At 72.5% G+C, this 12,376-nt stretch carries 12 protein-coding genes; 3 read left to right on the top strand and 9 right to left on the bottom strand.

The window, feature by feature from the left end; translation table 11 throughout:
- The first annotated feature begins 57 nt into the window (after positions 1-57).
- The gene (locus AB0J33_RS19040) at positions 58-978 is read left to right on the top strand and encodes an NlpC/P60 family protein (RefSeq protein ID WP_363615252.1); all 921 of its coding nucleotides are present in this window, start codon (positions 58-60) and stop codon (positions 976-978) included.
- A gap of 37 nt (positions 979-1,015) precedes the next feature.
- Here the strand turns inward: AB0J33_RS19040 and AB0J33_RS19045 are convergent, their stop codons facing one another.
- From AB0J33_RS19045 to pnuC, 4 genes are all read right to left on the bottom strand, one after another.
- Entirely contained in the window at positions 1,016-2,014 is a 999-nt protein-coding gene (locus AB0J33_RS19045; RefSeq protein WP_363615254.1) for a TerC family protein, read from the bottom strand.
- Between the two features lie 351 nt (positions 2,015-2,365).
- Positions 2,366-2,581, bottom strand: coding sequence for a hypothetical protein (locus tag AB0J33_RS19050; protein WP_363615256.1), 216 nt, complete (start codon positions 2,579-2,581; stop codon positions 2,366-2,368).
- On the bottom strand, positions 2,565-3,485 hold the full coding sequence (locus AB0J33_RS19055; protein WP_363615258.1) for an AAA family ATPase: 921 nt from the start codon (positions 3,483-3,485) through the stop codon (positions 2,565-2,567). The genes AB0J33_RS19050 and AB0J33_RS19055 overlap by 17 nt, the downstream gene beginning before the upstream one ends.
- Positions 3,482-4,138 (bottom strand): nicotinamide riboside transporter PnuC, encoded by a 657-nt coding sequence (pnuC, locus tag AB0J33_RS19060; RefSeq protein WP_363615260.1) that lies wholly within the window; start codon positions 4,136-4,138, stop codon positions 3,482-3,484. Before pnuC ends, AB0J33_RS19055 begins: the two co-directional genes overlap by 4 nt.
- Positions 4,139-4,221: 83 nt before the next feature.
- On the opposite strand from pnuC, the gene AB0J33_RS19065 reads away from it, so the two are divergent.
- Positions 4,222-4,515: an antibiotic biosynthesis monooxygenase family protein gene (locus AB0J33_RS19065; RefSeq protein WP_363615262.1), complete on the top strand. Its 294-nt coding sequence runs from the start codon at positions 4,222-4,224 to the stop codon at positions 4,513-4,515.
- 120 nt (positions 4,516-4,635) lie between these two features.
- Here the strand turns inward: AB0J33_RS19065 and AB0J33_RS19070 are convergent, their stop codons facing one another.
- The 4 genes from AB0J33_RS19070 to uvrB form a co-directional block, all read right to left on the bottom strand.
- Positions 4,636-5,493, bottom strand: coding sequence for a helix-turn-helix transcriptional regulator (locus AB0J33_RS19070; RefSeq protein ID WP_363615264.1), 858 nt, complete (start codon positions 5,491-5,493; stop codon positions 4,636-4,638).
- A 140-nt stretch (positions 5,494-5,633) separates the two neighbouring features.
- Positions 5,634-6,002 carry a VOC family protein gene (locus tag AB0J33_RS19075; protein WP_363615266.1) on the bottom strand — a complete coding sequence of 123 codons (369 nt, stop codon included), beginning with the start codon at positions 6,000-6,002 and terminating at the stop codon, positions 5,634-5,636.
- Between the two features lie 70 nt (positions 6,003-6,072).
- Entirely contained in the window at positions 6,073-6,888 is an 816-nt protein-coding gene (locus AB0J33_RS19080) for a helix-turn-helix domain-containing protein (RefSeq protein WP_363615268.1), read from the bottom strand.
- 79 nt (positions 6,889-6,967) lie between these two features.
- Positions 6,968-9,076 (bottom strand): excinuclease ABC subunit UvrB, encoded by a 2,109-nt coding sequence (gene uvrB / locus AB0J33_RS19085; RefSeq protein ID WP_363615270.1) that lies wholly within the window; start codon positions 9,074-9,076, stop codon positions 6,968-6,970.
- A 299-nt stretch (positions 9,077-9,375) separates the two neighbouring features.
- Here uvrB and AB0J33_RS19090 point away from each other — a divergent pair, with 299 nt between their 5' ends.
- Positions 9,376-10,974: a hypothetical protein gene (locus tag AB0J33_RS19090; protein ID WP_363615273.1), complete on the top strand. Its 1,599-nt coding sequence runs from the start codon at positions 9,376-9,378 to the stop codon at positions 10,972-10,974.
- 9 nt (positions 10,975-10,983) lie between these two features.
- Here the strand turns inward: AB0J33_RS19090 and coaE are convergent, their stop codons facing one another.
- Positions 10,984-12,165 carry a dephospho-CoA kinase gene (coaE, locus tag AB0J33_RS19095; protein ID WP_363615276.1) on the bottom strand — a complete coding sequence of 394 codons (1,182 nt, stop codon included), beginning with the start codon at positions 12,163-12,165 and terminating at the stop codon, positions 10,984-10,986.
- Between the last annotated feature and the right edge of the window lie 211 nt (positions 12,166-12,376).

Here is a 12,376-nt window from a genome sequence, read left to right on the forward strand (position 1 = left end):
ATGGGTAGTTTTCTTCATAGGGTTTCCCTGGACAACCGAGACGATCTGGGGGTTGACGTGGAGCTGCAACCGGGCCGGGAGGCCGTCGTCCGGGTCGCGGTGGCAACGCTGTGGACCTCCCCCGAGGCAGTCCGCCCGGTCGACCGCCCGGCGCTGACGGCCGGCGCCGACATCTCGGCCTGGGTGTCCGGAATGGACACCGACCAGCAGGTCGGCGACTGCGTGCTGAGCCAACTTCTACTCGGTGAGCGGGTCCTCGTCGGCGAGCTACGCCCGGACGGCTGGGCCCGGGTCGTCGCCGTCGAACAACCAGCCGCCAAGCTGGACCCCCGCGGCTACCCGGGTTGGCTCCCCGCCGACCAACTGGCCCCCATCGACCCGGCCCGCACCGGCACTGAGCACCCGCTGGCGGTGGATGCCACGGTCACTGCGCTGCACGCCACCCCGAACGGCCCGGTGGTGCTGCCCGGCGTGGTCGTCGGCACCCGTCTCGTTCCGGCCGGCCCCGCGCAGGACGACTGGCGACCGGTGCACGTCCCCGGCCGGGCCGCCCCGCTCTGGCTGCCCGACGAGCACCTGGCCCCCGCGTCGGCCGCGACGCCGACCGCCGAGCAGGCGCTCGCGGTGGCACAGCGGCTCCTGGACGTGGTCTACATCTGGGGTGGGCTCTCCGCGCACGGCATCGACTGCTCCGGGCTGGTGCACCTGGCCTGGCGGCGGTTCGGGGTGCTGCTCCCCCGCGACGCCGACGACCAGGCCGTGGCCACCACCCCGGTGCCGTTGGGCGCGGAACGCCCCGGTGATCTCTACTTCTTCGCCCGCCCCGGCCGCAAGATCCACCACATCGGCATCGTCACCGCCCCCGGCGACGATGGCCAGCGTCGGATGTTGCACGCCTGCTACCGGCGGCGACGGGTCATCGAGGAGCCGTTGCCGGCCGACCGGGCCGCGACGCTGGTCGGCGCGCACCGGGTCTGACCGGCCGGGCGCGTGTCCGCACCCGGCCGGCGAGCCGTCAACGTCGGGCGTCGGCCAACTCGCGGCGCCGGTCCCGAGCGGACTTGATCAGGCTGGCGGCGGTGGCGACGCCGAGCGTGCCGATGATCACCAGCAGCGACAACCAGATCGGGATGTGCGGCGCCCAGCCGACGTGCTCGCCACCGTTGATGAACGGCAGGTTGTTGTCGGCCAACGCCTCCAACACCAGCTTGACCCCGATGAAGCCGAGCACCACGGCCAGGCCGTAGCTCAGGTAGATCAGCCGGTCGAGCAGGCCACCGAGCAGGAAGTAGAGCTGACGAAGGCCCATCAGCGCGAAGACGTTCGCGGTGAAGACCAGGTACGGCTCCTGGGTGATGCCGAAGATCGCCGGGATCGAGTCCAGTGCGAAGATCAGGTCGGTGGTGCCGATCGCGATCATCACGATCAGCATCGGGGTGAACAGCCGACGGCCGTTCTCGTGGGTGATCAGCTTCGCGTCGTCGTAGCCCTTGGAGATCGGCAGCGCTCGGCGGCTCCACCGGATCAGCAGGTTCTCCGAGAACTCGTCCTCGTCCGGCTCACCCTGCCGGGCCAGGTTCACCGCCGTGTAGATCAGGAACGCGCCGAAGATGTAGAAGACCCAGGAGAACTGCGAGATCAGCGCCGCGCCGGCGGCGATGAACCCACCGCGCATCACCAGGGCCAGCACGATGCCGACGAGCAGCACCTTCTGCTGGTACTGCCGAGGCACCCCGAAACGGGCCATGATGATCACGAAGACGAAGAGGTTGTCCACCGAGAGGCTGTACTCGGTGAGCCAGCCGGTGTAGAACTGGCCGGCCGCGCTGGCCCCGGAGGTCAACCAGACACCCGCGCCGAAGAGCAGGGCAAGGCCGACGTAGAAGGCGACCCAGAGGCTCGACTCCCGCACACTCGGCTCGTGCGGGCGCCGACCAATGATCAACAGGTCGACGAGCAGGACCGCAGTCAGTGCGACAAGCGTCCCCGCCCACACCAATCCGGACACGTCCAACGTTCATTCCTCCGGCAGACACGCGGCGTCGGGCACACCGTACGCCCCCGCGAGGGCCGGTGTGCCGCTGTCGCTCACTCTGGTGACTGTCGGAGGTCTCTTCCGCCGTCGCCCCGGCAGGGGCGGCGACCTACGGGGCCGGGTCGGGCCGCCGTGGTTCCGGCGATCGACCGTGCTGACGACTCCGTTGCGGGGGAATACTCCCCTCCTCGGTGACCATTGTTGCCCACCACGCCCCGTGATCACACCCCGGGCAGCCGGTGGCGCCGGCCACGGTGCCGGCGCAGCAGTTGTCGCTGCCCGTCACGTCGGCTGCCGCCGCCGTCACCTCCGCAAGGGTGTCCTAGGAGGCTAGTTGACATCGGGTGCGGCGATCGGGTCGGCGAGCGACCAGCCGGCCGCGAGCAGGTCGTCACAGGCCCGCACCGCCCGGGCCAACCGCTCGGCGTGCGACCCGGTCAGCTCCACCACCGGCACCCCGCAGCCGGCCAGCTCGCTCCGGAACCGCTCGGTCATCCAGGCCCGCAGGTGCTCGCCGTCGCGCAGCCCGTCATCGGCGAACGGCACCCCCCCGGTGGTCCGTCAGCAGATACAGCGCCGGCCGACGGGCCGCCGACCGCACCTGCGGCGACGCGCTGCCCAGGTAGCGCTCCTCCCACACCGCCGTCGCCCGCGCGTCGGTGTCGCAGACCAGCAGCGGCCCGCTCGTCCGGGCCGCCGCGTCCTCGGCCGCCTGCTGCTCGCGGACCACCGTGCGGAAGTCGTCCCGGTCCCAACCGACGTCGAAGACGGTCGCCTCCGGCGTGCGCTCGCGCAGCCGGGCCAGCTTGGCGGCGGTCAACTCCCGGCCGTACTCCGGCACCCAGGACGTGCCGTAGTGCGCGGCGAGCGCCGCCGCCATCGTCGTGGTCCCGGTCGACTCCGCCCCGACCACCACCACCCGCCGGACGAACCACGCCCGCACCGACGGGCTCAACCACCGCCAGTGCCCCGCCGGGTCCGCGCGCACGGCCGTCCCGGACACCGGCACGGTCCGCCGATCCGGATCCACCGACACGGGTACGGCGTCGAAGCGGCGCGCCAGCTCGACGCCGTACGCCTCGGAGGAGAAGACCGCGTCCACCGGCCCCGGCCCGATCGCCTCGCGGAACACCGCGCAGTGCGCGTCCCAGACGGCCGGATCGGCGTAGTCAACCGGATGGTCGTCGTACCGGCCGACGACCCGAACCCACGGCGTGTCCGCGTGCGCCTCGCGCAGCCAGTCCAGTCGTAGCGGAAGCGGGATGGACTCCCGACGCGAGGGCGCCACGACCACCGTGACCTCGGCGCACCGGGCGGCGGCGGCCCCGATCAGCGCGTGGTGCCCGGCGTGCGGTGGATAGAACTTGCCCACCACCAGCCCGTGCCCGAACTCCGGGGACCGCGCCGGCCGGCGTGGAGCCGGCGGGCGGCCGGACGGCCCGGCGCTCACGCGACGACCGGGGCCGGGCCGGGCGGGACGGCGGTCGGCCGCTCGGCCCGACGCAGGTCGGCCCGCCAGGCGCGCAGCCCGAGCACGCACAGGGCGAGGAAGACCAGGTACAGAACGGCCGTCAGGTGCAGCCCCTTGTACGCGTACAACGGAATGTAGATCAGGTCGGCGCTGATCCAGAGCCACCAGCTCTCCACCCGCTTGCGGGTCTGCCCGTACGTGGCCAGCAGGGACAGCGCCGTGGTCAGCGCGTCCGGCAACGGCACGGTCGAGTCGGTGGCCCGGTCCAGCAGCACCCACAGCGCGCCGGTGAGCAGCACACCGACGACGCCCAGCGTCAACCACTCCCGTCGCCCCGTCCGGCTCACCGTGAGCCCGTTGCGCCGCTCGCCACCGAACAGCCAGTGCCACCAGCCGTAGCAGCCGAGCGCGACGTAGACGATCTGGAGCCCGGCGTCGGCGTACAGCCCGGCGGTCCAGAACAGCAGCATGAGCAGCAGCACGTTGGCGATGCCGATCGGCCAGTTGGCGATCCTCTGCCGGGCCACCAGCCACACGTTGAGCACACCGGTCACGAACCCCAGCAGCTCCGCCCAGGTGGTGCCCGTACCGGCCACCCGAAACGCGGTGCCGGTGAGCCAGTCAATGATCACGATGCCCACCCTAGGTGTGCCGTGGACGCCGGAACAGACCCCGCGACACCGCCCACCCCGGCCCCCGTGGGAGGCTTTCCGGCATGGTGCTTGAGGTCGCGTTGATCGACGTACTACCCGGACACGAGGACGCGTTCGCCGCCGCGTACGCCGAGGGTCACCCGGTGCTCGCCGGGGCGACCGGCTGCCGGTCCGTGCGGATGACCCGGGGAATCGAGTCTCCGACCCGTTTCGTGCTGCTCGTCGAATGGGACTCGGTCGAGGCGCACGAGCAGAACTTCCGGGCCACCGACCGGTTCGAGAAGTGGCGTGCCCTGATCGGACCGCACTTCGCGGGGCCGCCGGTGGTCGAACACTTCCTCGACGTACCGGCCTGAGCGCCGCTGTCGTACCCCACGGTTATCGTGCCGGGCGCACGCGCCGGCCGCCGGTCCCGACGGGCTCGGGGGCGCCGGGCCCGGTGGCCGCGCGGCGCGCCACCCTGGGCGCCCTCGGCCTCACTCGCCGACGCGGCGGGCCAGCACGGTGACCGTCTCCTCCGGTGACAGCGCGGCGGCCAGCAGCGCCTCGGTCATCCGCTCGTAGCGGTCGATGTCGGGCGCGGTGGCCAACCGCACGTCGGTGGTCAACGCCTCGAGCATCACCGTGCGCGGGTCCGCCGGGTCGGGAAAGGCATAGCAGGAGTACGGCGTGAGCGGGTGCAGCCCACCGCCGGCCGTCCCGCGGGGCAGCAGTCGCACCGTGACGTGGGACAGCCCGGTCACGGTGACCAGGTGCCGCAGCTGTTCACGCCAGACCGCCACCGGCAGGTCACCCGGCTCGCAGACGGCCTCGGCGAGCACCGCCGTGTAGCGCGGCGGATAGGCCCGCCGCAGCACCTCCTGCCGCAGCGCCCGAGCGCGCACCTCGGCCTCCACGTCGACCTCCGGTGTGAGCTGGGCGCCGGCCGTGACCAGCACCCGGGCGTACGCGGGTGTCTGGAGCAGCCCCGGCACGACCGACGGCTGGTACTCGACGATGTCGGCGGCGCCGGCCTCCAGTTCGGCGTAGGTGCGCTGCCGTTCGCTCATCTCGCCGAGCGTCTTCCACCAGCCTCGGCTGGTCGCCGCGTCCCGGGCGATCACGATGAGCGCTTCCCGGGCCGGTGTCGGCACCTTGTAGACGTCCAGCAGATCGAGCACGTCGGCCAGGTCCGGGCGACTCTGACCCAGCTCGATGCGGGACAGCTTCGACGTCGAGGCCCAACCCAGCCGGTCGCAGACCTGCTCCAGGGTCAGCGACTCGCGCCGACGGAGCTGGCGCAGCTCTGCGCCGAGACGTGCACGTCGAATGACAGGACTTGTTGGCAGCGGCATCCCGGCCTCCCCACGCAGGGAGACTACGCAGGACGATCACCCAGTGCAATAGCTTGCTCGCACACCGCAATCAGGTCATTCGACGCCGGTCACCGGTCGGACCCGGTTCCACGTACCGTTTCCGCAGCTCAGCGGTGGATTCAGGGTCGGTACGTGCCGAACGACCAGACGTTGCCGGTCAGGTCCCGGGCGGCGTAGTCGCGGGAGCCGTAGTCGGTGTCGAACGGCTCGCGGACGATCTCGGCGCCGGCCGCGCGGGCCCGCGCACAGTGCGCGTCGACGTCCGGCACCGCCACGTAGACCGACCAGTCGTCGTCGGCGGGCCGGGGCTTCGCGTCGGCCCGACCACCCAGCATGATCATGCCGGTGTCGAGGACGAGTTCGGCGTGCGCGACCGCGCCGTCCGGTGTCTCGTGCACGGCGTGCACCTGGAAACCGAAGGCTGACCGGAGCCAGTCGATCGCGAAACGGGGATCGGGGTAACGGAAGATCGGATAGACGGTTCGCATGACCCGATTCTGCGACCGGCGGCCGGATTCGGATTGGACGAATGTGACCTCGGTCGGCCGTCCCAGCCGGTCATCGTCCACCGGCGGCGCGCAGCGCGGCCGGGGTGGCCCCCGCGAACTGGTGGAAGTCCCGAATGAGGTGGGACTGGTCGTAGTAGCCACACCTGGCCGCCACCTCGGCCCCGTCGACGGACCCGCCCACCTCGGCCAACGCGGCGTACGCCCGCTGGAAACGCAGCAGCCGGGCGGCCATCTTGGGCGGCAACCCGACCTCCTGCCGGAACCGGGAGGCGAGATGCCGTCGGCTCCAGCCCAACTCGTCGGCCAGCACGCCGACGCTGCCCCGGCCCCCGCTGGCCACCAACTGCCGCCACGCCCAGTCGAGCCGGGCGTCCACCGGCGGGGACGCCGCCAGCCGGGCGGCGAGCACCCGGTCGAGCAGGGCGAACCGTTCCGGCCAGCCGGGCGTCTCGGCGAGGGTGTTGCGCAGCCGATCCAGCCAACGGCCCGGTAGCCGCCCCAGGTCGACGGCCCGATTGGTCAGCTCACCCAACGGCAGGCCGAGGAGCCGACGGGCGGTCAGGGGCGCGAGCAGCAACTCGACGCCCTCCCCCACACCCACCATGCGCGTGGTGCACCAGCCGTCGAAGGTGCCGGCCACGAAGGAGTCGACAGTGCTGGCGCCGCGCTCCGCGCTGCGCGGGTCGGTCACGTCCAGCGGAGCGCCCCAACCCAGGATCACCACCACGAAGGCGCCCGCCGGCTCCCGACGAACCAGTGGCAGGTCTGCCCGCTCCCGGTAGCCGACGTACCGGTCCACGAACGGACGCAGGCGGGCGTCCGGCAGCCCGACGACCAGCTCGTCGATCGGTGCCAGCGCCGTCACCCTCGCCCGCCCTTCGCGTGCCCCGGTCACCCACACCCGAGCGGAACGCCGGCCGTGGGCGACCCGGCGACCAAGACCGCTACTTCACGCCCGCGGCGTCCATGCCGCGCAGTTCCTTCTTCAGGTCGGAGACCTCGTCGCGGATCCGGGCCGCCAGCTCGAACTGCAGCTCGCGGGCGGCGGCCAGCATCTGGTCGTTGAGCTCCTGGATGAGCTGGGCGAGGTCGGCCCTCGCCATCCCCTCCCGCGAGGTGGTGGTGGCGGCGGACCGGCTGCGGCTGCGGGTCTCCTTGACCGGCGCCTTGCCCCGGGATAGCTGACGCACCGCACCCCCGACCCGGGAGTTCTCGGTGTCCTCCGCCTCGCGGTAGATGTCGTCCAGGATGTCGTGGATCTTCTTGCGCAGCGGCTCCGGGCTGATGCCGTTGGCCTCGTTGTGCGCGATCTGCTTGGCCCGCCGCCGATCGGTCTCGTCGATCGCCGCCGCCATCGACGGGGTGATCTTGTCGGCGTACATGTGCACCTGACCGGAGACGTTACGAGCGGCCCGCCCGATGGTCTGGATCAGCGACCGGCCGCTGCGCAGGAAGCCCTCCTTGTCGGCGTCGAGGATCGCCACCAGCGACACCTCGGGCAGGTCCAGACCCTCGCGGAGCAGGTTGATGCCGACGAGCACGTCGTAGTCGCCCTTGCGCAGCTCGCGCAACAGCTCCACCCGGCGCAGCGTGTCGACCTCCGAGTGCAGGTAGCGCACCCGAATGCCGTTCTCCAGGAGGTAGTCGGACAGGTCCTCGGCCATCTTCTTGGTGAGGGTGGTGACCAGCACCCGCTCGTCCCGGTCGGTGCGCAGCTTGATCTCGTGCATCAGGTCGTCGATCTGGCCCTTGGTCGGCTTGATCACCACCTCCGGGTCGACCAGACCGGTGGGTCGGATGACCTGCTCGACGAACTCGCCCTGGGCCTGCTCCATCTCCCAGGTGCCCGGGGTCGCCGACAGGAAGACCATCTGGCCGACCCGCTCCAGGAACTCGTCGAAGCGCAGCGGCCGGTTGTCGGCCGCGCTGGGCAGCCGGAAACCGTGGTCGATGAGCATCCGCTTACGCGACGCGTCGCCCTCGTACATGCCGCCGATCTGCGGGATGGTGACGTGCGACTCGTCGACCACGGTGAGGAAGTCGTCGGGGAAGTAGTCGAGCAGGCAGTGCGGTGGGCTGCCGGGCAGCCGGCCGTCCATGTGCATCGAGTAGTTCTCGATGCCGGAGCAGAAGCCCACCTGCCGCATCATCTCGATGTCGTAGGTGGTGCGCATCCGCAGCCGCTGCGCCTCCAGCAGCTTGCCCTGCCGCTCCAGCTCGGCGAGCCGCTCGGCCAGCTCGACCTCGATGTCACGGATCGCCCGCTCCATCCGCTCCGGACCCGCCGCGTAGTGGGTGGCCGGGAAGATCACCAGCTGGTCGACCTCGCGCACCACGTCACCGGTCAACGGGTTGAGGTAGTAGAGCTTCTCCACCTCGTCACCGAACAGCTCGATGCGGACCGCCAGCTCCTCGTACGCCGGGATGATCTCCAGGGTGTCGCCACGGACCCGGAAGGTGCCGCGTTGGAAGGCCATGTCGTTGCGGGTGTACTGGATGTCGACCAGCCGGCGCAGCAACTGGTCGCGGTCGAGCTCCTGGCCGACCTGCACCCGCACCGCCCGATCGAGGTATTCCTCCGGGGTGCCCAGACCGTAGATCGCCGAGACGGTCGCCACCACGATCACGTCGCGGCGGGTGAGCAGCGACATGGTCGCCGAGTGCCGCAGCCGCTCGACCTCCTCGTTGATCGAGGAGTCCTTCTCGATGTAGGTGTCGGTCTGCGGGATGTACGCCTCGGGCTGGTAGTAGTCGTAGTACGACACGAAGTATTCGACCGCGTTGTGCGGCAGCAGCTCGCTGAACTCCTTGGCCAGCTGCGCGCAGAGCGTCTTGTTCGGGGCGAGCACCAGGGTGGGGCGTTGCAGCCGCTCGATCAGCCACGCCGTGGTGGCGCTCTTGCCGGTGCCGGTCGCGCCGAGCAACACGCTGTTACGGTCGCCGCGCCGAACCCGACGCTCAAGATCGTCGATCGCGGCCGGCTGGTCGCCAGCCGGCTGGAAGTCACTGACGACCTGGAAGCGGCCGTCGAGCCGGGGAATGTCGAGCGCCATGTCATCAACGGTACGCCGCAGGTCCGACAGGTTCGGCCGTCACGCCAGGTACGTGATCGGCTTCAATATTCCCATTGTGTGGCCCATGTCACCGGGACTACCCTCTTCCTGTAGGCCGCTCGCGGCGGCCGACCGGGCCGGTGGCCAGGCCGTCATCACGGCCGGTCACCCTCGGCACTGCGGTCGCAGCACCCGGCTCGTCCGGCGTGCGCACCCGTGTGGTCGCGCTCGAGGCGCAGACCGGCCGCCGCGAGCGCCCCTGCTCGTCACCCCGATGCCGTCCCGCCCGTTTCACCTCCGTGGACACCTCTCCGACCCCGGCACCCGACACCACCGCCCGCACGGGCACGCCCCGGCCGGACAACACCGACACGACCACCGACACCGGCAGCGGCGGCGGCGACGAGAGCAGCGGCGGCGGCGAGAGCAGCAGCGGCGGCGACGACCCCGGCAGCTCGGCCGGTCGGCGCAGACGTACGGTCCTGCTGTTGCTCGGTCTGACCGCGGTGACGTCCGCGACGGCGTTGGTGCTCGGGCTGCTGAGCTGGGCGCCCGACCCGCCCGAGCCGGCCCGGCCGCTGACCGTCGCGGAGAGCGAGCGGCTGGCCGCGATGCGGGTCACCAACCTGCGGGACCTGCGCGCCGGGGTACGCGTCACCGCCGGCACCGGCGCCGCCCGCCTGGAGCTGGTGGGCTGGGTGGACTGGTCCCGGGCCCTGCTCTACGTCGACGTGGGCGGGCCGGGTGCGGGTGCCGAGCGCGGGCTGTTGCAGAAGAGCGGTCCGGTGCTGGTGATCCGCCCCGACCCGGCGGCGGTGCCCACCCCCGCCACACCACCGCTGGTGCCTCCGGCGGATCGCTGGCGGCTGCACCGCCTGGCCCCCGGAGCGCGCCTGGCGCCGGTGCTCGACCTGCTCCTCGATCTCGCCGCCGACCGCCCGGACCGGACCAGGACGGCCACGGCCAGCGGCGCGCGCTGGGTCGCCCGGGACACCGTGCCGGCCGGCCCGCTGGACGTCATCCAGGCGCCGCTGCCCGCCCGCGCCCCACCGGCCGGTGCGGCACCCGGCAGCGCGACGGTCTCGCCGGACGGAACGACCCGGTACTGGCTCGACCAGGACGCCCGGCTGCACAAGCTGGTGACCCGGCTACCCGACGCCGACCCGGTCACGATGATCTTCAACCGGGCGGACCGGCCGACCCTGCAGCCGGTGGACGCGCTCGGCGGCCGACCCGGTCTGCCCCGCGCGCTGACCGACACCGAGCAGCGTCGGCTGGAGCGGCTACCGGCCCGGCTACGCGCCCAGGGTGGTGCCACGCTGACGTTGAGCGCGCCCATCGGCACCGACACGAACCTGCGGGGCGCCGGTTGGTTGAGCTGGACCGCGCGGACCGCGTACCTCTCGATCGCCGATCTGGGGGTGCCGAATCGCCGGACCCTGCTGCGGCGCGACGCCGCCGGCCTGGCCCGAGCGGACCTGCCGGCGGTCGCCGCCGGCGGCGGCACCGCCGAGGCACCGGTCCGGCCACCGCTGCCGCCACCGGCGGGAAGCTGGCGCGTCTCCCGACCTGGCCGGGACGACCTGGGCCTGCTGATCGACGCCGCGCTGGCCGCCGGGTCGGTCGGGCACCGCGGGGCGGCCGTGCGGGTACGCGAGGACGTCACCGCCGGACGGACGGTCGACGTCGTCGAGTCCGGCCCGACCGGCGCGCGGCTGCGTTACTGGATCGACCACGACGGTTCGCTACGCCGACTGGAGTTGCGGACCGAGGCCGGCGCGTGGGCACACCTCGATCTGTCTCCCGCCGTCGTGCCCCGGCTGGCTGCCACCCCTCGGCCCGCAGCCCCGCGTCCTACCGCCCCGCGGTCCTCCGCACCTCGGGCCGGTGCCCGCTGACTCGTGCCCTCAGGGGTGCCAGTCGGTCTGCTCGGCCCACTGCTCGGCCCGCAGGTACTCCTCGTCGAACCACGGATCCCGGGCCGTGCCGGAATCGCCCGCCTCCGGGGCCGCGTCGACCAGATCCCGCTTGAGCAGCAGGTACGCGGCCCGCTGATCCGGGTCGGCCCGCAGGTGGTCGCGCATCAGCAGCGCGTACCGCCACCCCGGCGAATCGGCCACCCGCACGTGCAGACGAACCGGGCGGGCCGGGTCCGCGCTGCCGTGCAGCCGCTTCTCCCACCGACCCCTGCCGGCCGGGCGCGGGTCGTCCCACCACTGCCCCGGCACCCGGGGAAACCCGGCGTTGGCCAGCCGGTCGGCCAGCGGCCCGTCGGCGTCGGCGAGGCTGGACACCGCCACCTGCACGTCGATGACGTTCTGCGCGGCGAGGCCGGGCACCGCCGTCGAGCCGATGTGGTCGATCCGCAGGGCGTCCGAGCCCAGCGCGTGCCGGATCCGAGCGGCCAGCCGCGCGTACTGCTCCGGCCAACTCGCGTCAGCCCCGGCCAGGTCGACCTGGTCCGCGGGAACCACCCGCCGCTGGCGCACGTTGTCCTCGTAGGGCACCAGCCGCTGCCGCCAGAGCAGGTCGACGGCGTCGTGCAACGCCGCCAGGCTCCCGTCGTTGGTCAACACCACGTCCGCCGCCGCCCGGCGACGGGCGTCGTCGGCCTGCGCGGCGATCCTCCGCTCGGCCTCCGCGCGGCTCATCCCCCGGTCGCGCGCCAGCCGCTCCAGTCGGGTCGACACGGCCGTCTGCACCACGAGCACCAGGTGGTACGTCGGCGCGAGCCCCACCTCGACCAACAGCGGTACGTCGTTGACGACGATCGCGTCGGGCGCCGCCGCGGCGGTCAGCTCCGCGGTACGGGCCCGGACCCGGGGGTGGGTGATCGCCTCCAGCCGACGACGGGCGCTCTCGTCGGCGAACACCACAGCTCCCAGCGCGGCACGGTCCAGCGCCCCGTCGGCGTCCAACACCGCGTCGGAGAAGGCGGCCACGACCTCGGCCAGCCCGTCCGTACCGGGCGCCACCACCTCCCGGGCCACCCGGTCGGCGTCGATGAGCACCGCGCCCCGCTCGACGAGCCGCGCGGCCACCGCACTCTTGCCCGACCCGATCCCGCCGGTCAATCCCACCCTCAGCACCCGAACAGTCAACCGGATGCACAAGCCCGTCGCCAAACCACCCGCCCGGCGCCCCCGACGGCCCGCGCGGCGCCGCTAGATCGTGCTCGATCCAAGATGTAGTGGTGTCCGGCCTCCGGGCGGCCCGTCCATCCTGGATCGAGTGCGATCTTGCCGGTCAGCGGGGCCGGGCGCGCAGCTCGCCCGGGTACGGCGAGGGCCCCGCCCCCAA

Origin of the sequence: Micromonospora sp. NPDC049645 (assembly GCF_040675155.1) — a bacterium.
Classification (GTDB): Bacteria; Actinomycetota; Actinomycetes; order Mycobacteriales; family Micromonosporaceae; genus Micromonospora.

Excerpts from the sequence above, each read along its gene's own strand:
- AB0J33_RS19065 (WP_363615262.1), top strand. The coding sequence starts at position 4,222 with ATGGTGCTTGAGGTCGCGTTGATCGACGTACTACCCGGACACGAGGAC.
- AB0J33_RS19070 (WP_363615264.1), bottom strand. The coding sequence starts at position 5,493 with ATGCCGCTGCCAACAAGTCCTGTCATTCGACGTGCACGTCTCGGCGCA.
- AB0J33_RS19075 (WP_363615266.1), bottom strand. The coding sequence starts at position 6,002 with ATGCGAACCGTCTATCCGATCTTCCGTTACCCCGATCCCCGTTTCGCG.
- uvrB (WP_363615270.1), bottom strand. The coding sequence starts at position 9,076 with ATGGCGCTCGACATTCCCCGGCTCGACGGCCGCTTCCAGGTCGTCAGT.